This window comes from Herbaspirillum sp. SJZ107 (genome assembly GCF_006715485.1).
In the GTDB taxonomy this organism is placed as follows: Bacteria; Pseudomonadota; Gammaproteobacteria; order Burkholderiales; family Burkholderiaceae_D; genus Telluria.
The window spans coordinates 637565-659307 of sequence record NZ_VFNH01000003.1 but is presented as its reverse complement, the minus strand read 5'-3'; the positions used below and the strand labels follow the sequence as shown (position 1 = coordinate 659307).

The following is a 21743-nucleotide window of genomic DNA, read 5'->3' as shown; positions in this document are numbered from 1 at the left end:
ACGGGTCAGCCGCGCTGAGTCAACTGCCATAACGGCTTGCGGAGCAGGCCGGGCAGAGCGGTAATGAATGCCTTCAGGCGGAATTTGCGGTCCTGAGGCCGGCGCCGCATGCGCGCCAGCATGTCGCCTGCCGTATCGAAGGCGCCGCGCGCAAAGGCGCCGTCGAACACGTCCAGGCGGCGCACGTCGATCTCGCGCAGGATGGCCTCGCGGTAGGGGGCGGCGTACGGGTGCTCGTCGAGGGCGAATTCGAGGATGTGCACGCAGCCGCTGACGGTGCGGATGTTGTCGCCCGAATCGTTGGTGGCGTGCTTGCGCACGCGTACCAGCGGCGTGGCGCACAAGGCCAGGCGCGCCTGGCCGATCAGGCGCAGCGTGAATTCCCAGTCTTCGGCGCCGACGCCGTTGAAGCGCACGTCGTAGCCACCGATACGCTGGTACAGGGTCTTGCGGATCACGCTGCCCGAAGGGAACAGCGGCTGGTAGGACAGGGTGCGCAGGTACAGGTCCGGGATGCCGACCCAGAAACCGTCGCTCTGCTGCGCGCCGTCGAAGAAGCCGGCCGGCGCCAGCGAAAACTTGTCGGCATGGGCGCCGCGTTCGTCGAAGGTCGTGAAATTGGTGTACACGGCATCGTAGTCGGGATGCCGGGCCAGCCAGGCCGCGATCGTCTGCGTGTACGCCGGCTCGAACAGGTCGTCGGAGTCCATCAGCACGACATAGTCGCCGCCGGCCGCTTCCACGCCGGTGTTGCGGGCCTTCTGCACGCCGCCGTTGGCCAGCCGGATCACCCGGATCCGTCCCGCGTACTGCGCGAGTACCCGGGCCGTGTCGTCGGTCGAACCGTCGTCGACCACGATGATCTCCAGGAACGGCAGGTGCTGGGCCAGCGCGCTGTCCAGCGTGGCGCCGATCAGCGACGCCCTGTTGTACGTGGGGATGACTAGACTGAGGGTGGGTGCGGTGCTGGACATGGTAATTCTTTGGTCAGTTTGGCCGGGACATGCTGGTCACCTGGTACCTGCGCCGCCTGCATCCGCTCGCCGAAGGACAGGGGTTTCTTCAGGAGCAGCAGCTTTTCGAGCAGGACCAGGATGATGATGATGTCGTAATACAGGTCGAAGTAGGCAAGCGACAGGAAGGCGCCGCTGACGGCATAGCCGATGATGCTGACCTGGGCCATCTTGGCCAGGTCCGAAGCCCACTTCAGCTCGGGATTCTTCCCGCAGAACTTGATGATGCGCGTGCCGGTGCGCCAGCTGAAGAACATCAACAGCAGGAACATGATCAGGCCGACGTAGCCGTGATCGCCCAGTACCTGGAAATAGATACTGTGCGCCACGTGGTAGCCGAGCGGATCGGGCGCGTACTGCAGGAACAGCCGTGGCGTGAAGACATTGAAGCCGCCACCCAGCAGGTGGCTGTTGGCGATATTGATGGCGAAATACCAGGCGTTGATGCGGCCCAGCGCCGAGCTGTCTTCCTGGTAGTCGTTGATCGTGTCCATGCGCGCATACCATGCTTCCGGCATGATGCAGGCAATCAGGACGCCGATCACGACCACCGCCAGGCCGGTCTGCGCCTTCTTCGGGCTCTTCAGCCACAGGAACACCAGCATCGCGGCGCCGCCGAGCAATGCGCCGCGCGAATAGGAGCCCATTGCCGACACCGACGTGAAGATCACGACCGCCAGCAGGCCCATCGAGACCAATTTGCTCTTGACCTGGCTGCGCAGGTACCAGATCATCGGCAGGGCCACCACCAGCGCCAGCGCCATGCTGTTGTTTTCCGCGATGTAGCTGCCGTCCGGACCGAACACGCGGTAGTGGCCGCCGGAGGCGATCGTGAACAGGCCGCCTTTCAGTCCGTAGATACCGAGCGACAAGGCGACGACCCACACGAACAGCTTGATGTTCTTTTCAGTGTTGATGACCATCAGGGTGATGGCGACCATGAGGAAGGTCTTGGTCACCCGGTCCCATTCTCTCCAGACCAGGCCCGGTTCAAGGGCGAACTGGCTGGTGAGGTTCATCCAGGCATAGAACAGCAGCAGCATGACGGTGACCGGCGTGAGCGGGAAGCGTTTCGGCTCCTTCGACATCAGCATGCTCAGGATCGTGACACCCGCCACCACCGCTGCGAACTGGAAGTTGTACGCCGCGCCGTAGGCGAGGCGGTGCGGGTTCATCAAGCTGACCCAGGTGAACAGCAGGGCGCCCAATGCCGGCCGCTTGAAGACGAAAGGCAGCAATCCGAAGATGATGCCGAAAATGACGAGGTCACGCATGGGTGCGCAAAGTCCCGAACAGTTCCACCACGCGCTGGGCGTTGGCTTTCCAGGTCAGTTTCTGCTCGCCGATGGCGCGGCGCGCATTGGCCGCGACCTTGGTGCGCAACAGGTCGTCGGCGCACAGGCGGCCGGTGGCGTCGGCCAGGCCGCCGCTCTGTTTCGGATCGAACAGCACCGCGTTGTGCTCGTCGGTCAGGATTTCCTTGATGTTCGGCTGGTCCGGGGCCACGATGGCCTTGCCCAGGGCCAGGTATTCGAACAGCTTGAGCGGCGAGGCATAGGCCACCACCGCCGGCTGCAGGGCGACGTCGAAGGCGGCGACGTAGCGCGCCACGTCGTCGCGGCCGATGATGCCGGTGAAGGTGACGCGGCTGTCGATGCCGAGGCGGCGCGCCTGCTGTTCCAGGTCGGCGCGCGCCGGGCCGTCGCCGACGACCAGCAGGTGGCGGCGCGATTCCGGCGGATCCTGGGCGATCATGTCGATCACCTTGTCCAGGCCATGCCAGTCGCGCACGAAGCCGGTGAAGCCGAGCACCAGGCTGCCTTCCAGGCCGAGGGCGCGCTTGGCGGCTTCGACGTCGGGATTGGCCTGGAAACGGTCGGAATTGATGCCGTTCGGGATCACCACGATCTTTTTCGGGTCGACCCCGTAGGATGCCACGATGTCGCCCAGCACCTGGGTGACCGGCAGCACCAGGTCTGCATTGCGCCAGCAATAGGCCTGCGACCAGCGCGCCAGGCGCTTGAGCGACAGGCCGTCGTAGCGGCTGCGCTCCTCCAGGATCGGTGCATTGATCTCGAGCAGCATCGGCAGGCGGAAGCGGCGCGCCAGCCAGACGCCGGCCGGCAGGAACAGGTTGTAGCGTTCGTACAGGCAGTCCGGTTTGTATTTGCGCACCGCCGCCGCCAGGCGCCGGTAGGCTACCAGCGAGTAACCCAGTTCCATCACTTCATAGAACCATTTCGGCAGGTGGCGCTTGAGGACGGCCACCAGGCCGGCATCGGCACCGAAGGCTTCGGTGTCGGCGCTGGGCGGCGCGACCACGATGACTTCGTGGCCGAGCGCGCGCAGCGCATTGATCATTTCCTCAATGTGGACGTATTGCCCATCCTTCGAGCGGGTACGGTGGTGGTAAAGAATGCGCACTGTTGCTGCCAATATAAAAGTTTATAAAATCAATCGCCGCGCATGACGCGGTGCAGGACGGCGCACACCGCTTCGGTGTGCCGTTCGATCGAATAGTCGCGTGCCTTGAGTGCGGCGCGGTTGCCGAGCGCGGCCGCGAAGGCCGGCTGGTCGAGCAGGCGCAGCACGGCGTCGGCCAGCCGCTGCGGGTCGCGCGGGGGGATCAGGAGGCCGTCGACCCCATCCTCGATGACGTCGAGCGGACCGCCTTCGTTCGAGGCGATCACCGCCTTGCCGAGCGCCATCCCTTCCAGGAAGGTACGGCCGAAGGGTTCCGGCTTGGTCGAGGCGTGCAGCACGATGGTGCTCAGTGCCAGGATGTCGGGCACGTCGCTGCGCATGCCGAGCAGGCGCACGCGGCCCTGGAGGGCGGGGGCGGCGGCGCGGCGCGCAACCTCGTCGGCGAACGCACGGTCCTTGCCGTAGGCGCCGCCCACCAGCAGCAGGTGGGCGTGCGGACAGCGTTCCAGGATGCGCGGCGCGGCGTCGAGCAGCACGTCCTGGCCTTTCCAGTCGACCAGGCCGCCGACCAGCGTGATCACCGGCTCGTCGCTGCCGATGCCGAGTTCGGCACGCAGGCCGGGCAGGGGCGCGCGCGGCGAAAAGGCATCGAGGTCGAGGCCTTCGGCCACCACCGTGCATTTTTCCGGCGCCAGCCCGAGCGTCAGCAATTCGGCCTGCACCGCGGTCGACACCGGGATGCAGTGGCGCAGCTTGGACAGGACCCAGCGGTTGCCGCGGGTATCGACGTTGAAGCCGCGCGCGTGCAGCACCGTCGGCAGTCCGGCCAGGGTGGCGCCCAGCGCGGCCGCAAGATTGCAGCTGGCGTCGTTGTTCAGGTAGACCAGGTCGATGCCGTCGCGCTTGAAACGCCAGTAGTAACCGAGCGCGGTCGGCAGGATGTTGACCAGGTTGTCGATCGCCGAAGCGGCCGGGATGCGGCGCCGGCGCAGCCACTGCTGGCTCAGCACGCGCACCGCGCGCAGGTGGCGCCAGCGGCCCAGCCGCGCCAGGCGCGGATAGGGATCGATCGCCAGCCCGGTATAGATATGCGGGACGAAGTCGGGCGGCAGCTTTTCCAGCAGCGCTTCGAGCGAGATGACGGCGCCGCCATAGCCGGCGCCGTTTTCGCAGAAGGCCACCCGCAGCGCGCCGCCGCTGCGTGCGCGGCCGGAGCCGTGCGACGGGCCCGGCCGCGCATGCTGTTCGTGGAGCGGCTCGACCGGCGCCAGCGGCGCGACCTGAGAAGACGAAGAGGGGAAAGTCATCGTGGCCCCGTCAGATCAGGCCGGCGAGCCAGCGCAGCAGGCGCGCGGCGAACATTCCCGGCGTGGCATCCCATGGCCGCGCACGCGGCAGTTCGAAGCGCGGATGCGCGCGCGTGGCGGCCCCGGTCTCGGTCGTGAAGGCGGCGCTGTAGCCGGCTTCTTCCAGCATCTGCACGTGGGCGGCGGTATAGTCGGCGCGCCGCTTGCCGTTGGGGTAGGCGAACAGGCGCAGCGGCTGGCCGATGATCGCTTCCAGCACGCGCTTGTTGTCGACGATCTCGGCGCGCGCCGCATCGTCGTCGATCTTCGCCAGGATCGGGTGGCTCACCGTATGGCCGCCGATCTCGATGCGGTGCTTGACCAGCGTGCGCAGCATGTCGTCGTCGAGCATCAGGTCCTGCTGCAGGGCGACGCCGGCATGGCGCTGCAGCAGGGCGGTGAAGGCATCGCGTTCCGGCAGCGCCATGTACTTGCAGCGGTCGGTCAGCACCTGGGCCGTCCGGCGGCGCTGTTCGGCGGTGCGCAGCGGCAGCTCGCCCAGGCCGATCTCGCGCAGGTCGAGCGAGGTCGGCGGCATGCGGCGCACCGCTTCCAGGATCATGTCGTTCCACATGCTGCCCTTCGCCTGCATGTGGCCGGTGGTGACGAAGACCGTCGCCGGCAGCCCGTATTCCGTCAGGACCGGCAGCGCCAGGTCGTGGAACGAGCTGTAGCCGTCGTCGAAGGTGATGGCGACGGCGCGCGGCGGCATGCGCTCGCTTGCCATCGCCTGCACCGCATCGTGCAGCGGCATCACGTTGAAGCATTCGGCCAGCAGGCGCATCTGCCAGCGGAAGGTCTCCACGTCCGGATCGCCGTCGATCAGCGGATCGGGATTGGCCAGGATGCGGTGGTAACTCAGGATGCAGAGGCGGCCGGCACCCTTGCCACGGGGCGCAATCAGGTCGCCCGCCGTGCGCACCATGCTGGCGGTGAACCGCGGCAGGACATGGGAAACGCTGGCGTTTCCGGTCGGGCGCCCAGCCGGGTGCACCGAAACCGGGGCGGAAAAAGGAGCACGCATTCTTATGTCGTCAACATTGGAGGCGGCATCGGGTGCCGGGTGGATCGAGCTGTTCATGCCTGAATTCAACAGCATACTATCTTATTTGCAATGAAACAGGCGGATCCAACCGTAGCGTTGTCATGACGCCACCGATACCCGCAGGAAAGATTCGAACATCAGCAGCGACCACAGCGCCACGCTGTGGTCGGCCGCGCCGGACTCGTGCTGGCTGACCAGCTGTTCCAGGTAGCGGCGGTTGAAGATGCCGGTATCGAGCAGGCGCGCGCCGAGCACGCCATCGCGCACGGCCTGGCGCAGCGGACCGCGCAGCCAGTCCGCCAGCGGGATCGAAAACCCTTTCTTGGCGCGGTACATGATGTCATGCGGCAGGTGCGGCTCGAGTGCCTTCTTGAGCACGTACTTGCCTTCGCCGCCGCGCAGTTTCAGGTCGTTCGGCAGCGTGGCCGCGTATTCGCAGAAGGTGTGGTCGAGCAGGGGCACGCGCACTTCCAGCGAATGGGCCATGCTGGCGCGGTCGACCTTGGTGAGAATGTCGCCCGGCAGCCAGGTCTTGAAATCGAGGTACTGGATCAGCGACAGCGGATCGTCGGTCGGCGCGCGCGCGGCGTGCTCGCGCATCACGTCGATCGCGCGGTAGCCCTGCAGGTCGTCGCGGAAGCCATCCGAAAACAACTGATCCCGCTGGCGGTCGGTCAGGCGCGACACGCCGTGGAAGTAGCCCTCGACCAGGTCGCGCGCCAGCGCCTCGAAGGTGGTCTTGGCGCGGAACATGCGCGGCGCCCAGTCGGCCTTCGGGTACAGGCTGCCCAGCGTGCCGAACAGCGGCTTGCGGATCGCTTCCGGCAGTTTCGAGCGCACGCTGTGCTCGGCCATCGCGAAGCGGTAGCGGCGGTAGCCGGCAAAGTTCTCGTCGCCGCCGTCGCCCGACAGCGCCACCGTTACGTGGCGCCGCGCCAGCTGGCACACGCGGTAGGTCGGGATCGCGGAACTGTCGGCGAACGGTTCGTCGTACAGGTGGGCCAGCGTATCGACCAGGCCGTAGTCGTCCTTGTCGACGACCTGCCCGTGGTGGACGGTCGCGTAGCGGCGCGCCACCTGGTTCGCGTATTCGGACTCGTCGAATTCCGGATCGTCGAAGCCGATCGAGCAGGTGGTCACCGGCTTGTCGCCGGCCATCATCGCCACCACCGCGCTGGAATCGACGCCGCCCGACAGGAAGGCGCCGAGCGGCACTTCGGATTCCATCTGGCTGTGCACGGTCTCGCGCAGGCGTTCGATCAGCTCTTCCTGGACTTCGGCGTCCGGACGCTGCGGTGCCGGGCGGAAGGCCAGGTCCCACCAGCGCTGCGGCTGCACCGCGCGGTCGCCGACTTTCAGGGTGATGCAGTGGCCCGGGCTGAGTTTATAGGCGTTATTGAAGATGGTCTTCGGCTCCGGCACGTAACCGTAGGCGAAATAATCCTCGACCGCGCGCGGGTTCAATTCGCGCGACAGCTCGGGGAAGGTCATGATCGACTTCAGTTCCGAGCCGAACACGAACAGGCCGTTCGGCAGCAGGGAATAGAACATCGGCTTGACGCCGACGTGGTCGCGCGCCAGGAACAGCGTCTGTTGGCTGCGGTCCCAGATGGCGAAGGCGAACATGCCGCGCAGGCGGCGCACGCAGTCCGGACCCCAGGCCAGCCACGACTGCAGCACGACTTCGGTGTCGGACTTGGTGCGGAACACGTGGCCGAGCGCGATCAGTTCGTCGCGCAGCAGCCGGTAGTTGTAGATTTCGCCATTGAACACCAGGGCGACGTCGCGCGCGGGGTTGAGGAAGGGCTGCTGGCCGGTGGCCAGGTCGATCACCGACAGCCGGCGGTGGCCCATGCCCAGGCCCTTTTCCAGGTACAGCTCGCCCTCGTCGGGGCCGCGGTGGTGCTGGCTCTCGTTCATGCGCCGCAAGGCTTCGCGGTCGATGTCCCGGTTGCCGTGGGTATCAAAGATGCCGACTATTCCGCACATGGTTGCTCTTTTCGATTCGTAGTAAAGTCAGGCCGTCACGGCAAGTCCTGCCTTGCGGCGACACAGGCCGGCGTACAGGTCGCCATAGGCGGCCAGCATGGCGCGCATGCTGAAGCGTTCCTCCACGCGTGCGCGGGCGGCGCGCCCGTGGCGCGCGCGCAGGTCGGCGTCGCCCGCGTAACGCGCCATGGCCTGCGCCAGTGCCTCGACGTCGCCGACCGGCACCAGCAGGCCCTGGACGCCGTCGTCGACCACTTCCGGGATGCCGCCCACGCGCGAGGCCACCACCGGCAGGCCGCAGGCCATCGCCTCCAGCATCGACACCGGCGTGCCTTCGGCCAGCGACGGCAGGGCGAACATTGTAAACGTATGCAGCAGGGACTTGACGTCCACGCGTGCGCCCGGCAGCCACACGGCATCCTGCAGGCCCAGGTCCTGCACCTGCTGGCGCACCGCAGGCAGCAGCGGACCGTCGCCGACGATCGACAGTTTTACGCGGGCCGCCAGTTCCGGATGGCTTGCGTGCAGGCGCGCCAGTGCCTCTACCAGCAGGCGGTGGTTCTTGACGTCCTGTACCCGCGCCACGGTGCCGATCACGATGTCGCCCGGCTGCCAGGGCGAATCCGCGGCAGGGGCGCCGCCCGGGGCGTATTTATCGGTGTCGACGCCGTTCTTGATGAACAGGGTCTTGGCCGGCGCGATTTTCACCACTTCGCCCAGCCAGCGGTTCAGGTCTTCCGAAACCGGAATGAAACGGTCGACGAAGGGCGCGATGCGGCGGCGCAGGAAGTTGTGCTTCGGGTTCAGGCCGTGCGGATCGCCGGCGTCGCGTCCATGCTCGGCGTGGATGCGCACCGGCACCCCGGCCATGCTGGCGGTGAACGCGTATTCGAGCGCCGCCAGGTTATAGGTATGCAGCACGGTCGGCCGCAGCTTGCGCATCAGGCGCCAGAAATCGAGATGGGTGCCCAGGCCCAGGCCGGGCGCCTTGCCGAGCGCGTGCAGCGTCACGTCCGGACGCTGGATGCGGTCGGCGAAGTCGGTGTAGCGGGTCAGGCAGACCACCGCGTGGCGCCAGGCCGGCATGCGGTTGATGCAGTCGACCAGCAGCGTCTCCAGCCCGCCGACGCCGAGCGCGTACACCAGGTGCACGACCAGCGGGCGGGTATCGGCGCCGTTGGCGACCGGATGCGGTACGGCAGCGTTCATCGTGTCCGTTCCGCGCGCAGGGCCGTGTCCAGCGCCGCACCCTGTTGCGCCAGGAAGCCGCCCAGGGCGCGGCGCGCCGCGTCCGGGTTGTCGTCGGCCGGCGCGTACAGCATCACGGCGGCGCCGTCGTCGCCCTGCAGCAGCGCCTTGGCGCGCGCCTGCAGCAGCTTGCCGGCGATGTCGCTGTTGGTGTACTGGCCGCCGATCCATTTCCAGGACCAGACCAGCAGCGTGCGGGTGCCGCTGCGCAGCGTGGTTTCGCGCACCGCGACCGGGTGGCCGGCCACGTTTTCGGTACGCGTGGTGGCGTCGATCTCGTGCCAGGTGTCTTCATAGGCCGTCAGGCGGTTGATGGAGCTGATCAGGGCCTGGTCGCGGTCCTGGTTGCGGTAGTACAGCACGGTCAGCGCGACCGGCACGCTGCCGTTCTGGTAGACGCGGTGGAAGCGCGCGCTCGGCGTCATGTAATCGGGCTTCCAGTCAGCGAAGTCGGGCGCCGGCGGCAGGTTCACCGCGATCTGGCCGAGGGCGACCGGGGCCGGGTTGTGGTTGACGCGCTCGCCGATCAGGGCGGAAGCGGGCCACAGGGCGGCCAGCGCCAGCACGGCGGCGGTCATGGCGGCGAAGCGGCCTTGCGGGGCGCCGGCCGGATGCATGCCGGACGGCGCTGCCGTTGCGGCGCCGGCGCCGGTGCCGGTCGCGCCGGATGCCTCGGGGGCGTCCTCGCGCCAGTAGCTGCCGATCCAGAACATGACGAACATGACCAGGCCGAAGAACAGCCAGCCGTAGATCAGGTGGTCGACGCCGGTCGCCAGCTCCATGCCGGACAGGTGGCCGATCATCACGATCATGTAGGCGCGCAAGCCGTTGGCGATGATCGGCACGATCATCGCCAGGCCGATGAACAGCACGCGGCGCATGGTCGAACGGTAAGTCAGGTAGGCGTACAGGCAGCCCAGCGTGATCGAGGAAATCAGGTAGCGCACGCCGCTGCAGGCCTCGACCACCGACCAGTTGCCGGTCGGGAGTTCGAAGCGGGTGCCGCTGCGCAGCACCGGGATGCCGGTGGCGCGCACGGCCCACACGGTGAAATCGGCGGTGAACTGGATCAGCGGCGCCACGAACACGTCGCCGAACGGCACCGCGAACAGCAAGAACAGCAGCGGGAAGGCGAGCGAGCCGGCCAGGCGCGGGCCGAGCAGGGCCAGCGCGATCACCGGCAGCATGGCCACGAAGGCGTACTGGGATACGAACTGCACCTCGCCCAGCTGGGCCGCCAGCCAGCCCAGGCCCAGCACTGCCAGCGCGGCCAGCGCCGGCGCGTAGGGCTTGGGCGGATACAGGGTGAAATTCTCGCGCTTGCGCCACAGCAGCCACAGGCTGATCGGCAGGATGATGTAGCCGTGGGCGAAGGTCTCGGAACTGTTCCAGATCGAGACGATCGAGCGCACGGTGCCGAAATACAGGACGAACGGCGCCAGCAGGGCCAGCGCGATCAGGACCATGCTGGTGCGCGTGAGCGGCATCGCCGGCACTGCGGTGGCGCTACCGGCGACGCCGGGGGGAGGTTTCAGGAACATTCCAGGTTCTCTCCTATGCAGGCAAGATTGCTCGACCAGCTGTATTGACTCTGTACCTTGGCACGCGCCGCCTGGCCGATCGCGCTGGCCGCGCTGTCCAGACCCGTCAGCAGGGTGGCGACGGCGTCGGCGAAGGCCGCCGCATCCTCGGCCAGCACCAGTTCGCTGCCGGGAACGGCGTCGATGCCTTCCAGCGCCTGCGGCGACACCACCACCGGGGTCGCCATCGCCATCGCTTCCAGCACCTTGTTCTGGATGCCGCGCGCGATCCGCAGCGGTGCCACCGCGACCGCGGCGTGGGCGATGTAGGGCCGCACGTCGGGCACGGTGCCGGTGACTTTGACGCCCGGCCGTTGTCCGAGTGCTTGCACAGCAGGTGACGGGCGCGAGCCGACAATATAAAAGCGCAGTTCCGGGAAGCGCGTGCGCAGCTGCGGGAACACTTCGTCGCAGAACCACTGCACCGCATCCACGTTGGGCCAGTAATCCATGGCGCCGGTGAACACCAGCGCGCGCTCGCCGGCCGCGTAGGGGCTGACGTGGTTGTCGTGCGGCGAAAAATAATCGGTATCGACGCCGTTGCTGAAGTGGCCGATCTTGACGCTGCTTTCCGGCGCCAGCTGGCGGAACAGCTCGGCCTCGGGAGCCGACACGAACAGCGAGGCATCGTAGTCGCGCGCCACCTGGCGCTCGTAGCTGAGCAGGCGCTGCGCTTCGTACTGGTACAGCCAGCTCATCGGGAAGGATTTCTTTTCCGCGTACTGGCGCCACTTGTCGGAATCGACGTCGACGAAATCGACCACGCGGCGCGCCGCGCGATACGGATCGGCGTACTGCGCCATCGCCGACGAGAACACCAGCACGCGCTCGATGCCGTGCGCGGCCACGGCCTGCCTGACCCAGCGCTCGACGCTCTTGTCGCGGTAGTACTCGAGCGACAGCGAGCGGTTCTTCAGCAGCGCCCCCAGGCTTTTTACGCGCGCGACCAGGGGTTTCATGGCGGCGAAATGGCTGCTCGCGCACAGCGCCTCGACGTGCGGCACGTACTGCCAGTCGTCCGGATCGTCGACGAAGGTGGCCAGGTGCACACGGTAATGGCGCGCCAGGTGCTTCAGCAGGTGGTAGGAACGGATCTTGTCGCCCTTGTTGGGCGGGTAGGGGATCCGGTGGATCAGCAGGAGCAGGTCTTCCACGATGTATCAGCCATCAGCCCAGGTTACGGACGATGTACGGCCCCATGAAATTCGCCAACGGCAGCGGCAGCTTTTTCCACATCTTGATGAACAGCTGGTACTTCGGATTCAGCGGGTTGTTGTCGGGCAGCGCCTCCGCGCCGTACAGCTTGTATTCGTAGGGCAGGTGCTGGGCCGTGAAACCCCAGTTCTTCTTGAAATCGTAGGCGCCGGTGCCCAGCTTGCTGCGGCCGAAATCGAACAGGCGGCAGCCGCGCGCGGCGGCGGCCTGCATCAGGTTCCAGTACATGAAGTCGTTGCCGGCCACTTCGCGCGCCAGGTCGGTGCCGCCGCCGTAGTAGGGCACGACTTCGTCGCGCCAGTAGAACGACAGCACGGCCGCCACCAGGCGGTTGTCGTCGGTGACGATGGTGCGCACTTCGCACTCGTCGCCGAAGGTCTGCTGCAGCAGGGCGAAGTATTTTTTCGGGAACACTGGGGTGCCGAGGCGGTGCACGCTGCGCGCATAGGCCTCGAACATGCGGTCGACGTTGGCGTCGATTTCGCCGCGCAGGCCCAGCTTGATGCCCTTGCGGACCATCGCGCGCTGCTTGCGCGGGATCGCGTTCATGTTGGTCTCGTCGTCGCCCGTGATCTCCTTGCGGAAGGTCACGTACAGTTCCTTCGAGTGCCAGGCCGGGTCTTCCGGGTGGAAGCGCGCCATGCCGCGGTATTCGAGGTGGCCGACGCCGAGTTTCTGCGCCAGTTCATGCGCGGCCCGGTCCAGCATCGCACGTGCTTCCGGGCCGGCCGCGACCGGGCCGCCGTACACGCAGAACGGCATCGCGCCGAGCGAGTGGCCGAACAGGCGGCTCTTGATCTCGGCCAGCGGCAGCACGCCCTGGATCTGGCCGTCCTGCTCGACGTAATAGAAGAAGGTCTTGATGCCGAACGACTGCTCGATCACGCTCTGCCAGCCGGACAGGTGGAAGAAGGTGGCGTCGGGGCAGGCGCGCACGAAGGCGTCCCAGCGGGGATAGTCGGCGCGCTGCAGCAGGTGCAGGGTCAGGGGCGCCGGCGCGACAGGCGCGTCCGGCGCCGGGCCGGCGCGTTTGGCCTGCGCGGCTTCGATGATCGAATTCATTTTTGGTTCAAGAAGATGCGGTCCATCCGGTCCCACGCGAAATCGCGGGCCAGGGCTTCGATGCGGCTTTCCATGCGCTCGATGTTGACGTAGTGGCGGAAGCGCGACTTGGCGCCGACGCCTTCGGGGCGTGGCTGCTCGGTGTCGATTTCCCACGGGTGGAAGTAGAACAGGGCCGGCTGGCGGTCGTCCTGGTTGACCTTGGCCATCATCCAGCGCGACAGCGCGTACGGCAGCAGGCGGAAATAGCCGCCGCCGCCGGCCGGCAGGTTGCGGCCCATCATCTGCACCGTGGTGATCGGCACTTCCAGCAGGCCGTCGGTACCGTTCGGATAGAACGCGAAGCGCGGCGCTTCCGGCATGCCGTAGTGGTCGTGCTGCACCGGGTAGATGCTCGAGCTGTAGCGGTAGCCGGCTTCGAGCAGCGCGTCGAGCGCCCACAGGTTGTCGCGGCCGATCGAGAAGCTCGGGGCGCGGTAGCCGAGCACCGCCTGGCCGCCGATGTCTTCCAGCAGGGCCTTGGCCGAGCGGATGTCGTTGTCGAATTCGGCGCGGGTCTGGTCGGAGGCGCGCAGGTGGCCGTAGCCGTGGCTGGCCAGCTCGTGGCCGCCGGCGACGATGCGTTTCACCACGTTCGGGTAGCGCTCTGCGATCCAGCCCAGCGTGAAGAAGGTGGCGCGCACGCCGGTGCGCTCGAACAGGGCCAGGATGCGGTCCATGTTGGCTTCGACGCGGCATTCGCGGTTCGGCCAGCTGGCGCGGTCGATGTAGGGCGCGAAGGCCGAGACCTGGAAGTAATCCTCGACGTCGCAGGTCATGGCGTTGCGGATGCGTTCACCCGGGGCCGGCGCGGGGCGCGCGGCGAGTTCGTACATGTTCATTCTTGGTTGTCCACGTGATGAGGGGCCGCGCCCTGGGGCGTGGCCACGATCTTCTTGAGGATCGACAGCACCGACACGATCGATTTTTCGAGCCGCATCATGCGTTCGTCCAGCATTTCGACGCTGTTGGCACGGCGGTCGCCGGTGCGCTGGTCGATCATGCGCATGCCGCCGGCACGCAGGTCGTCGTCCAGGCCCGCATGCGCCGGCATGGCGTCCTCGGCCGGCGTGCCCATGATTTCGGGCACCTTGTATTCTTCGTTGATGTCGCGGATCACGGTATTGATGTCTTCTTCCGTGAACGTGTGCATCTCTTCCAGGTAACCCATCAGCAGCACGCGGTCCATCAGCGTGTTGACCTTGCGCGGGATGCCGCCGCTGTAGGCGAAGATCGCCGCATGGGCGCCGTCGTCGAAGGAAGGGTCGTTCTTCCAGCCGACGGTGGCGAGGCGGTGCTCGATGTAGGCGTGGGTTTCCTGCGCATCCATCGGGCCCAGGTGGTAGCTGGCGATCACGCGCTGGCGCAGCTGCTGCATGCCGGGGCTGTGCAGGGTGGCGCGGAATTCGGGCTGGCCGAGCAGGAAGGTCTGCAGCAGCGACTTGTCGTCGGTCTGGAAATTCGACAGCATGCGCAGTTCTTCCACCGTGCGCGCCGACAGGTTCTGGGCTTCGTCGATGACCAGCAGGGCGCGCTTGCCCTGGTGGTCGACGTCGCACAGGAAGCGCTCCAGGCGCGTCAAGAGGTCGGTCTTGCTGGCCCCCTCGTAGGGCAGGCCGAACGCCGACACCACCATCCGCAGGGTGTCGTCCGGATCCAGGTGGGTGTTGACGATGTGGGCGGCCACGATCTGGTCCGACGGCAGCCGGTTGAACAGGCTGCGCACCAGCGTGGTCTTGCCCGCGCCGACCTCGCCGGTGATGACGATGAAGCCTTCGCCCTGCGACAGGCCGTACTCGAGGTAGGCCATGGCGCGCTTGTGCCCCTTGCTGCCGTAGAAGAAGTGCGGGTCGGGACGCAGCTGGAAGGGCTTGGCGGATAATCCGTAATAGGTTTCGTACATCTTGATGGACTCCGCTTAATAGACGACGGAAAGAGTCGCGACCAGCGCGTTCTCGCGGTAGGTGTCGCTGTTGACCAGTTTCTGGCGCCCGCGCGTGTGGCGAAGCTCGACGCTGCCCTGCATCCGCTGTGCGAAGCGGTGATTCAGCCCCAGGCGCATTTCGCTGTTGTTGCTGGAGAAATCCGCCGACAGCGAGTGCACCCGCGACAGCGACAGGGCGCCGTAGGCACTCGAGCGCGGCGACAGCCGGTAGTCCAGATTCGCGGTGGCGCCGCGCTGGCTGGTGTCGTCGTTCAGCGAGGCCAGTTGCCCCAGCAGCAGGGCGCTGTCGCTTTCCTGGCTCGACAGTGCGAGGCGCTTTTCGTTGAACACGCTGAAGGTCAGGTTGCTGCGCGGACCACGGAAGATGGCCGCGCCCTGCAGGCGCTGGATCCGGATGTAGCGGTTACTCAGGTAATTGATGCTGTTGGCCAGCGTCGGCGGCAGGCCGGCGGCGGCGATGTAGGCCTGCACCGCCTGCTGGCGCTGCACCGCATCCGGGATGCTGGCGGCAAACAGGCTGTCGAGCATGGAGGCGGTGTCGATCGCGGCCGGCAGCACGAATTGCGAGCGGGTGGTGGTAACGGCGTCGCTGTAGTTCAGGTTCCAGATGCTGCGCTGGGTGCGGTAACTCGAGACCAGGGAGCCGGTCTTGCCGAAATAGCGCCGGCCGAACGAGGCCTGCACGCTGGTACGGGTGGACGGCGTCCAGATGAAACCGCCCAACCAGCTGCGGCCACTGGTGGCTTCGCCGAGGGTCGGGTATTCGTACTTGTCGTAGCCGACGCTGGCGGTCAGGGCAAGGCGGCGGATCAGGCGCCAGCGCAGCCCGGCCGAGCTGTTCTCGGACATCGAATCGTTGGCCAGCGTGGGCACGGTGCCGGGCACGCTGCCGGGCACGGTGCCGACATTGTCCAGGCGTTCGCTCAGGTCCTGGTGGTAATACGACAGGTTCCAGCCGAGGGTGTCGAATGCAGTGCCGCTGCTCAGGTCGGCCGAGCGCGTGCTGGCCCTGCTGCTGCCGTAGCCGCCCACGCCGCTGTCGACCGAGTCGCGCATGTAGCGCAGCGTCATGTCCGCGGTCGAACCGAAACGGTGGCGCAGGTAAGGGCTGACGCGCCAGGTGCTGATGTCGGTGCGGTTGGCGTTCGAGAACGTGTTGTTCGATACCGGGCCGAAGGCCGACACGGCCTGGCGCGATCCGCTGGCGTTGGCGTCGACGAACAGCAACTGGTCGACCACCATCGCCTGCATGGCGCCACTGTAATGGCGTTCGCTGTTACGCAGATTCGGTGCATCGTTGTTGCTGTACGAATACAGGCGCCAGCCGGCATCCGCACTCACCTTCAGGCGCGGCCCGACCTTGGTGATGCTGATGCCGGGATCGGCTTCGCTGACGAAGCTGCTGCGCGCGTCGGCGCTGTTCTGCAGGCCGACGTTGTCGGAATATGTTTCGCGCAGGTCGATCCGGGGAGTGACGCGCCATTGCGCATGGCATTCGGCCGACATCAGCATCGCGGCCAGGGCCAGCGGCAGCAGCCTGAGTGCCGGCCCGGAAATCGGCATCTTAGCCGTAGTGATAGTCATACGTTTCTTCGATGCCCGGGATTTCCCTGGTCTTGTTATAAATGAGATTCACGTTCGGGTAGCCTTCCAGCTGCTGGAGTGCTTCCTTGACCGCATGCTGGGTGGTGGTCTGGGCTTCGACCATCACCACGATCTGGCCCATGTGCGAAGCCAGCACGTGCGATTCCGAGGTGAGCAGCAGCGGCGGCGAATCGAAGATCACGATCCGGTCCGGATAGCGGTTGGCGATCTCGTGCACCAGGTTGGTCATGGTCGAGCTGGCCAGCAGTTCGGTAGCGCGCGGGGTATTCGTGCCGGCCGGCAGGATCGACAGCGTGTCGACGTTGGTGCGCAGCATCACGTCAGCCATGTCGAGCTTGTCGTCGACCAGGATATCCATCAGGCCGCGGTGCGCCGGCAGGCCGAGCGTGCGCAGCACCGACGGGCGCGCCACGTCGGCGTCGACCAGCAGCACGGTGTGGTCGAGTTCCATGGCGATGCTCATCGCCAGGTTGATCGCGCAATAGGTCTTGCCTTCGCCCGGCAGCGAGCTGGTGATCATGATCAGGTTGTTCGGACGGGCGCCCGGCGCGCGTTCGATGAAGGCGCGCTGCAGCAGCGGACGCTTGATCACGCGGAAGTCTTCCAGCAGGCGGGTGCGGCCGGCGGCGGCGGTGACCATGCCCAGGTCGCGCATGCGCGCCAGGTCGAGTTCGACGCGGCGGGTCGAAAACTTCTGGGGCGGGCGCTCGGCTTCCTTCGCCGGCTGGGCCGGCGCGGCGGCCGGCACCGCGACCGGCTCGGCAGCCGGCATCACGACGGCGGGGGCGGGCGGGACGGCGGGTGGGGCGGCGACGGCGACCGGGGGAATGGCGCGGACGGCATCGGTGTCCGGCACGGTGGCAGTGCCGGTGGCGGTCGCGGCGGCGCTGCGCTGCTGGTCGATCCGGCTTGCTGCTTTTTCAATAATGCTCACGGTGTACTCCTTGCAATCGTCGCGTTAAAGCGTGGGGCGGACCAGGATGGCGGCCACGCCGGCGGCATAGGCGCCCAGCAGCAGCAGCACCGATACCCCGACGGCGACCAGGCGGCGCTTGCGGCGGACGGTCTGTTCGTTGGTCCAGTTCATGCCGATCGAACCGAGCACCGGCAGGCCGGTCGTGTCGCGCAACGCGGTCTGGCTCATGAAGGTCGGACGGAACTGGCTCATCAGGAAAGCGACGGCCAGGCCGGCTACCAGCGCGCCGCCGAACACCATCGAGAACAGGCGCAGGCGGTTCGGGCCGCTCGGCTGGTTCGGCACGGTCGGCGGATCGATGATGCGGAAGGCCAGCATGTCGGTGGCCGAGGTCAGGTCGCCCGACAGGCGGGCCTGTTCGCGGCGCTCGACCAGGCGCTGGTAATTGGCCTTGTTGACGTCATAGTCGCGGTTCAGCTGGGTCAGCTGGACTTCGATTTCCGGCGCCGTGGTGCTCTGCGCGCGCAGGCGCGCCATGCGGGCCGAGAATTCGTCGACGCGGGCACGCATCGAGGCCACGCGTGCTTCGGCAGCCGACAGGGCCACGGTCAGTTGCTGCAGCATCGGGCTGTAGCCGGCGCCCGGATCGCTACTGCGTTTCTTGGTCTTGGACAGGTCCGCCTTCTGCGCCAGCAACTGCTCGAGCAGGCGCTTGTTGGCGACCACGTCGGGGTGCTGCTCGGTGTATTGCAGGCGCAGGCTGTCCAGGTTCTTCTGGACCGTCTGGATGCGGCCTTCCAGTTCGGGGTCGAGCAGCGCCGGATCGATCGTCTTGGTGCCGGGCTGGGCCGGCTCGCCGTTGATCTGGCGGCGGATCGCATTGCGCGCCTGCTCGGCCTCGGCCAGTTCCAGGCGAGCCTGGTTGAGCTGGTCGGTGACCGTGCTCAGCTGGCCGTTGAAGTCGCCGGAGCCGGGCAGCATGCCCATGTTCTTGATCTTGAATTCCTTCAGGGAATTTTCTGCGGCAGCCAGCTTGTCTTCGTAGGTCTTGATCTGCTCGTCGATGAACTGGATCGCCTTGTCGGAATCCTGTTTCTTGCCGCCGAAGCTGCCTTCGACGAAGATGGTCAGCAAGCCCTGTACGACGGCCTTGCCCAGCTGCGGGTTGTCCGACACATAGCTGATCGTGTAAATGTCGTCGCGTTCGGTGCCGCCGAGCCTGAGATTGGACATCAGTTCATTGACGATCCTGTCATGTTCCTTGGTGTTCTTGGCTTTGACGTCGAGGTCGACGTCGCGCATCAGGCGCTCGATGTTCGGGCGGCTGAGCAAGGTGCGGCGCATGAACATCACCTGCTGGTTGACGTCGGGCATGCTGGTCATGCCGGACAACAGCGGACGCAGCATGCTCTGGGTGTCGACATACACCCGTGCCGATGCTTCATATTGGGGCGGCAGGCGCAACACCACGGCCCAGCCGATCAGGGCCACGGTCCAGGCGATGACGACCGCGTACCAGCGGTACTTGCCGATTGCTTTCAGGAAGTTTAGAAGTACGGCGGTAATTTCTGCCATCTCGTCAGTCTCGCGATAGATGACCCATAAGCTCGGTGAGCCGGGTCAGAAAAATAATCAAATACGTCGCATGATCGCTTGTAGTGGGAGCAATTGCAATTACGCACGAGAAAAATGTGAAGTGCTCGGTCAGTCGTGCCCTCGCTACAACACAAATCCTGTTCCTGCATCCCAAAACCACATGTCGTTTGCATTGTATTTCAGCAATTATTTCTGCCGTGTTAATAAAATCACAGCTTTTTATTGCATGAAATCAACACCTTATCCGTGCAGGATAAGATGTCATCGCGTAGACTTGCGTTGGATGCTTTGCTCCAGAACAAGCGCTTAATTGTAATGTCTTAAATGCAAAAGGGGGTGCACGTTTGCTGCCTTATCGAAATATTAATTTCATCCGCCGACTGCGTGCCCGGGTAAAGACGCGTCTGCCTGGCGTTGCGCTGCTCTGTGCTGCTGTTGCTTTTTTGCCGACGCTGCCAGGCGCGGCGCAGGCTGCCGACCTCACCGCCGTGGTTCCGACCGTCAAGCGTTCGGTGGTCGGTGTCGGCACCTTCGAGCGCACGCGCAGTCCGGCCACGGTGTTCGTCGGCACCGGCTTCGTGGTCGGCGACGGCCTCAGCGTCATTACCAATTCCCACGTGGTGCCGGCCACGGTCGATTCGGAACGCATGGAACAGATCGGCATCGTGACCGCGGACGGCGACATGGTGCGCTTCCGTCCGGCCCAGCTGGTGGCGCGCGACGCCGAACATGACCTGGCGCACCTGCGCCTCACCGGCACGCCGCTACCGGCGCTCGAGCTGGTCGATTCGGACAAGGCGCTCGAAGGGCAGGCACTGGCATTCACCGGCTATCCGCTGGGCATGGTGCTGGGCCTGCATGCCGCCACCCACCGCGCCACCCTGGCCGCCATCACGCCGGTAGTCACGCCGTCGCTCAACTCGCGCAAGCTGGACGTGCGCCAGCTGGTGCAGCTACAGCGCGCGCCCTTCAATATCTTCCAGCTCGACGCGACCGCCTATCCCGGCAACAGCGGCAGCCCCTTGTATGATCCCGCCAGCGGCAAGGTGTGGGGCGTGATCAACGCGGTATTCGTCAAGGGACTGAAGGAAAGCGCGATCACCAACCCGAGCGGCATCACCTATGCCGTACCAGGGAATTATGTGCGCGAGCTGTTGCAACAGAAATAAATATTGAGAAACAATTTGTATCGTGCGCACCCTTGTCCTAAAGCACATTGATATACAATACGCGGCTGTTGATGGCTTAATAACAATCCGAGAGGGATCTCACGTGGGCAAGTACAAGGCGAACCTGATCAAATATTCGACAATCGCGCTCGTCGCTGCCAGCACGCTGGCGCTGGGCGGCTGTGCCACCCGCCCGCTGCCGGCACCGACCGAGGCACAGGTGACGGCCAATCCGGACTACCTGATCGGACCGGGCGACAGCATTAACATCATCGTCTGGCGCAATCCGGAAGTCTCGATGTCGGTTCCGGTACGTCCGGACGGCAAGATCACCACGCCGCTGGTCGAAGACCTGCCGGCGTCCGGCAAGACCTCGACCGAACTGGCGCGCGACATCGAAAAAGCGCTGGCCAAGTTCATCCAGCAGCCGGTCGTGACCGTGGTCGTGTCGAGTTTCGTCGGCACCTACGGCGAGCAGATCCGCGTGATCGGCCAGGCCGCCCGTCCGCAGGCGCTCCCTTACCGCCGCGACATGAGCCTGATGGATGTGATGATCGCCGTCGGCGGCACCACTGAATTTGCAGCCGGTAACCGCGCCAGCCTGGTGCGTACTGTCGATGGCAAACAACAGAAGTTCAATGTGCGCATCGACGATCTGGTCAAGGATGGCGACATCTCGGCCAATGTGCCGGTACGTCCGGGCGACGTGCTGGTGATCCCGGAAAGCTATTTCTGATCGCTGTCAGTTTTCTTTACAGTCGATTAGCATAGCGAAATAAGGGCAGCCGTCGCACGCTGCCTAAGTTGCTGATTATTAAGCGTTGCTTTTGGGCAGCTTGTTTCTGGCACAAGGATTGCTTGTTTTTGCGTGATCTGGCATTGTGCTGCTGCCCGACTGTGCTGAAAACCGAAGAGGACCCACGTGGCTACCCAAGACCGTCACCCGAGCGAAACTGATTCTGTCGCATCGATTCCGCAAGCGGATGCTGCGCAGCCCGCGGCATTGGACTCGCTGTCGGCCAAGGGCGCTTCACGCCGGCGCTTTACCCGGGCCGGTGCCGGCGCCGCAGGCGTGCTGCTCACCCTGCACAGCCAGCCCGGTATGGCATGTACCTACTGCGGCGTTTCGGCTTCGGCGGCGGTGTCGGCGGTCGGCCAGAACAAGGCCGTTGGCACACTCAGCCACCACGGTCCGGCGCCGGTGTGCAATGGCCTTGATCCGCTTGCCTGGAGCAAGATGGCCTGGCCGGCTGGCTGCTCCCCGACCGATGCTTTTTCCAAGCATTTCAGCTGCAATATCGGCAGCGCTTACGCTGGGGCGAGTTGCAACCAGATCATGCACGGCGCCCCTTTCGACAGTACCAAGATGGCCAAGTACATGCTGGCCGCTTACCTGAACGTGTTGTCGGGCCGCGTCAACTTCCTCACCATCGAGTCCTTGCGCAGCGTATGGAGCGAATGGGTCGCGAAAGGCTACTACGCGCCGATGGCTGGCCAGAAGTGGTATGCCAACGACATCGTCGCTTACCTGTACGGCACCATGGATTGATC

At 65.7% G+C, this 21743-nt stretch carries 18 protein-coding genes; 3 read left to right on the top strand and 15 right to left on the bottom strand.

Going from position 1 to position 21743, the window contains the following annotated elements; all coding sequences use genetic code 11:
• Nucleotides 1–5: 5 nt before the first annotated feature.
• The 15 genes from FBX97_RS21045 to FBX97_RS20975 all read right to left on the bottom strand — a co-directional run bounded on the left by FBX97_RS21045 (nt 6) and on the right by FBX97_RS20975 (nt 19002).
• The gene (locus FBX97_RS21045) at nt 6–974 is read right to left on the bottom strand and encodes a glycosyltransferase family 2 protein (protein ID WP_141836233.1); all 969 of its coding nucleotides are present in this window, start codon (nt 972–974) and stop codon (nt 6–8) included.
• The gene (locus FBX97_RS21040; protein WP_141836230.1) at nt 944–2287 is read right to left on the bottom strand and encodes a putative O-glycosylation ligase, exosortase A system-associated; all 1344 of its coding nucleotides are present in this window, start codon (nt 2285–2287) and stop codon (nt 944–946) included. The genes FBX97_RS21045 and FBX97_RS21040 overlap by 31 nt, the downstream gene beginning before the upstream one ends.
• Nucleotides 2280–3437: a glycosyltransferase family 4 protein gene (locus FBX97_RS21035; protein ID WP_141836227.1), complete on the bottom strand. Its 1158-nt coding sequence runs from the start codon at nt 3435–3437 to the stop codon at nt 2280–2282. The genes FBX97_RS21040 and FBX97_RS21035 overlap by 8 nt, the downstream gene beginning before the upstream one ends.
• Nucleotides 3438–3466: 29 nt before the next feature.
• Nucleotides 3467–4744, bottom strand: a complete 1278-nt coding sequence (locus FBX97_RS21030) for a glycosyltransferase family 4 protein (RefSeq protein ID WP_141836224.1) — start codon at nt 4742–4744, stop codon at nt 3467–3469.
• A 10-nt stretch (nt 4745–4754) separates the two neighbouring features.
• Nucleotides 4755–5807, bottom strand: coding sequence for a polysaccharide deacetylase family protein (locus FBX97_RS21025; protein ID WP_255517578.1), 1053 nt, complete (start codon nt 5805–5807; stop codon nt 4755–4757).
• A gap of 120 nt (nt 5808–5927) precedes the next feature.
• A complete protein-coding gene (locus FBX97_RS21020; protein ID WP_141836221.1) occupies nt 5928–7817 on the bottom strand; it encodes an XrtA/PEP-CTERM system amidotransferase in 1890 nt (629 codons plus the stop codon).
• A gap of 27 nt (nt 7818–7844) precedes the next feature.
• Nucleotides 7845–9026, bottom strand: coding sequence for a TIGR03088 family PEP-CTERM/XrtA system glycosyltransferase (locus FBX97_RS21015; RefSeq protein WP_141836218.1), 1182 nt, complete (start codon nt 9024–9026; stop codon nt 7845–7847).
• The gene (gene xrtA / locus FBX97_RS21010; RefSeq protein WP_141836216.1) at nt 9023–10606 is read right to left on the bottom strand and encodes an exosortase A; all 1584 of its coding nucleotides are present in this window, start codon (nt 10604–10606) and stop codon (nt 9023–9025) included. The genes FBX97_RS21015 and xrtA overlap by 4 nt, the downstream gene beginning before the upstream one ends.
• A complete protein-coding gene (locus tag FBX97_RS21005; RefSeq protein ID WP_141836214.1) occupies nt 10597–11799 on the bottom strand; it encodes a TIGR03087 family PEP-CTERM/XrtA system glycosyltransferase in 1203 nt (400 codons plus the stop codon). The genes xrtA and FBX97_RS21005 overlap by 10 nt, the downstream gene beginning before the upstream one ends.
• A 13-nt stretch (nt 11800–11812) precedes the next feature.
• Nucleotides 11813–12922, bottom strand: coding sequence for a FemAB family XrtA/PEP-CTERM system-associated protein (locus tag FBX97_RS21000; RefSeq protein ID WP_141836211.1), 1110 nt, complete (start codon nt 12920–12922; stop codon nt 11813–11815).
• Nucleotides 12919–13803 (bottom strand): XrtA system polysaccharide deacetylase, encoded by an 885-nt coding sequence (locus FBX97_RS20995; protein ID WP_255517577.1) that lies wholly within the window; start codon nt 13801–13803, stop codon nt 12919–12921. Before FBX97_RS20995 ends, FBX97_RS21000 begins: the two co-directional genes overlap by 4 nt.
• Nucleotides 13800–14864, bottom strand: coding sequence for an XrtA/PEP-CTERM system-associated ATPase (locus FBX97_RS20990; RefSeq protein ID WP_141836208.1), 1065 nt, complete (start codon nt 14862–14864; stop codon nt 13800–13802). Before FBX97_RS20990 ends, FBX97_RS20995 begins: the two co-directional genes overlap by 4 nt.
• Nucleotides 14865–14879: 15 nt before the next feature.
• Nucleotides 14880–16490, bottom strand: coding sequence for a TIGR03016 family PEP-CTERM system-associated outer membrane protein (locus tag FBX97_RS20985; RefSeq protein WP_141836206.1), 1611 nt, complete (start codon nt 16488–16490; stop codon nt 14880–14882).
• Nucleotides 16471–17445, bottom strand: coding sequence for an XrtA-associated tyrosine autokinase (locus FBX97_RS20980; protein ID WP_141836204.1), 975 nt, complete (start codon nt 17443–17445; stop codon nt 16471–16473). The genes FBX97_RS20985 and FBX97_RS20980 overlap by 20 nt, the downstream gene beginning before the upstream one ends.
• Nucleotides 17446–17469: 24 nt before the next feature.
• A complete protein-coding gene (locus FBX97_RS20975; RefSeq protein WP_141836201.1) occupies nt 17470–19002 on the bottom strand; it encodes an XrtA system polysaccharide chain length determinant in 1533 nt (510 codons plus the stop codon).
• 464 nt (nt 19003–19466) lie between these two features.
• On the opposite strand from FBX97_RS20975, the gene FBX97_RS20970 reads away from it, so the two are divergent.
• The 3 genes from FBX97_RS20970 to FBX97_RS20960 all read left to right on the top strand — a co-directional run bounded on the left by FBX97_RS20970 (nt 19467) and on the right by FBX97_RS20960 (nt 21741).
• Entirely contained in the window at nt 19467–20192 is a 726-nt protein-coding gene (locus FBX97_RS20970) for a S1C family serine protease (protein WP_255517576.1), read from the top strand.
• Between the two features lie 103 nt (nt 20193–20295).
• Nucleotides 20296–20928, top strand: a complete 633-nt coding sequence (locus FBX97_RS20965) for an XrtA/PEP-CTERM system exopolysaccharide export protein (protein ID WP_221631851.1) — start codon at nt 20296–20298, stop codon at nt 20926–20928.
• A 186-nt stretch (nt 20929–21114) separates the two neighbouring features.
• Entirely contained in the window at nt 21115–21741 is a 627-nt protein-coding gene (locus FBX97_RS20960) for a hypothetical protein (protein WP_141836198.1), read from the top strand.
• Nucleotides 21742–21743 lie beyond the last annotated feature (2 nt).

Bases quoted from the DNA above. Each gene is read 5' to 3' on its own strand.
- FBX97_RS20995 (WP_255517577.1), bottom strand. From the start codon at position 13,803: ATGAACATGTACGAACTCGCCGCGCGCCCCGCGCCGGCCCCGGGTGAA.
- FBX97_RS20975 (WP_141836201.1), bottom strand. From the start codon at position 19,002: ATGGCAGAAATTACCGCCGTACTTCTAAACTTCCTGAAAGCAATCGGC.
- FBX97_RS21025 (WP_255517578.1), bottom strand. From the start codon at position 5,807: ATGCGTGCTCCTTTTTCCGCCCCGGTTTCGGTGCACCCGGCTGGGCGC.
- FBX97_RS21045 (WP_141836233.1), bottom strand. From the start codon at position 974: ATGTCCAGCACCGCACCCACCCTCAGTCTAGTCATCCCCACGTACAAC.
- FBX97_RS20985 (WP_141836206.1), bottom strand. From the start codon at position 16,490: ATGACTATCACTACGGCTAAGATGCCGATTTCCGGGCCGGCACTCAGG.
- xrtA (WP_141836216.1), bottom strand. From the start codon at position 10,606: ATGTTCCTGAAACCTCCCCCCGGCGTCGCCGGTAGCGCCACCGCAGTG.
- FBX97_RS21040 (WP_141836230.1), bottom strand. From the start codon at position 2,287: ATGCGTGACCTCGTCATTTTCGGCATCATCTTCGGATTGCTGCCTTTC.
- FBX97_RS20990 (WP_141836208.1), bottom strand. From the start codon at position 14,864: ATGTACGAAACCTATTACGGATTATCCGCCAAGCCCTTCCAGCTGCGT.
- FBX97_RS21000 (WP_141836211.1), bottom strand. From the start codon at position 12,922: ATGAATTCGATCATCGAAGCCGCGCAGGCCAAACGCGCCGGCCCGGCG.
- FBX97_RS21015 (WP_141836218.1), bottom strand. From the start codon at position 9,026: ATGAACGCTGCCGTACCGCATCCGGTCGCCAACGGCGCCGATACCCGC.
- FBX97_RS21020 (WP_141836221.1), bottom strand. From the start codon at position 7,817: ATGTGCGGAATAGTCGGCATCTTTGATACCCACGGCAACCGGGACATC.
- FBX97_RS21030 (WP_141836224.1), bottom strand. From the start codon at position 4,744: ATGACTTTCCCCTCTTCGTCTTCTCAGGTCGCGCCGCTGGCGCCGGTC.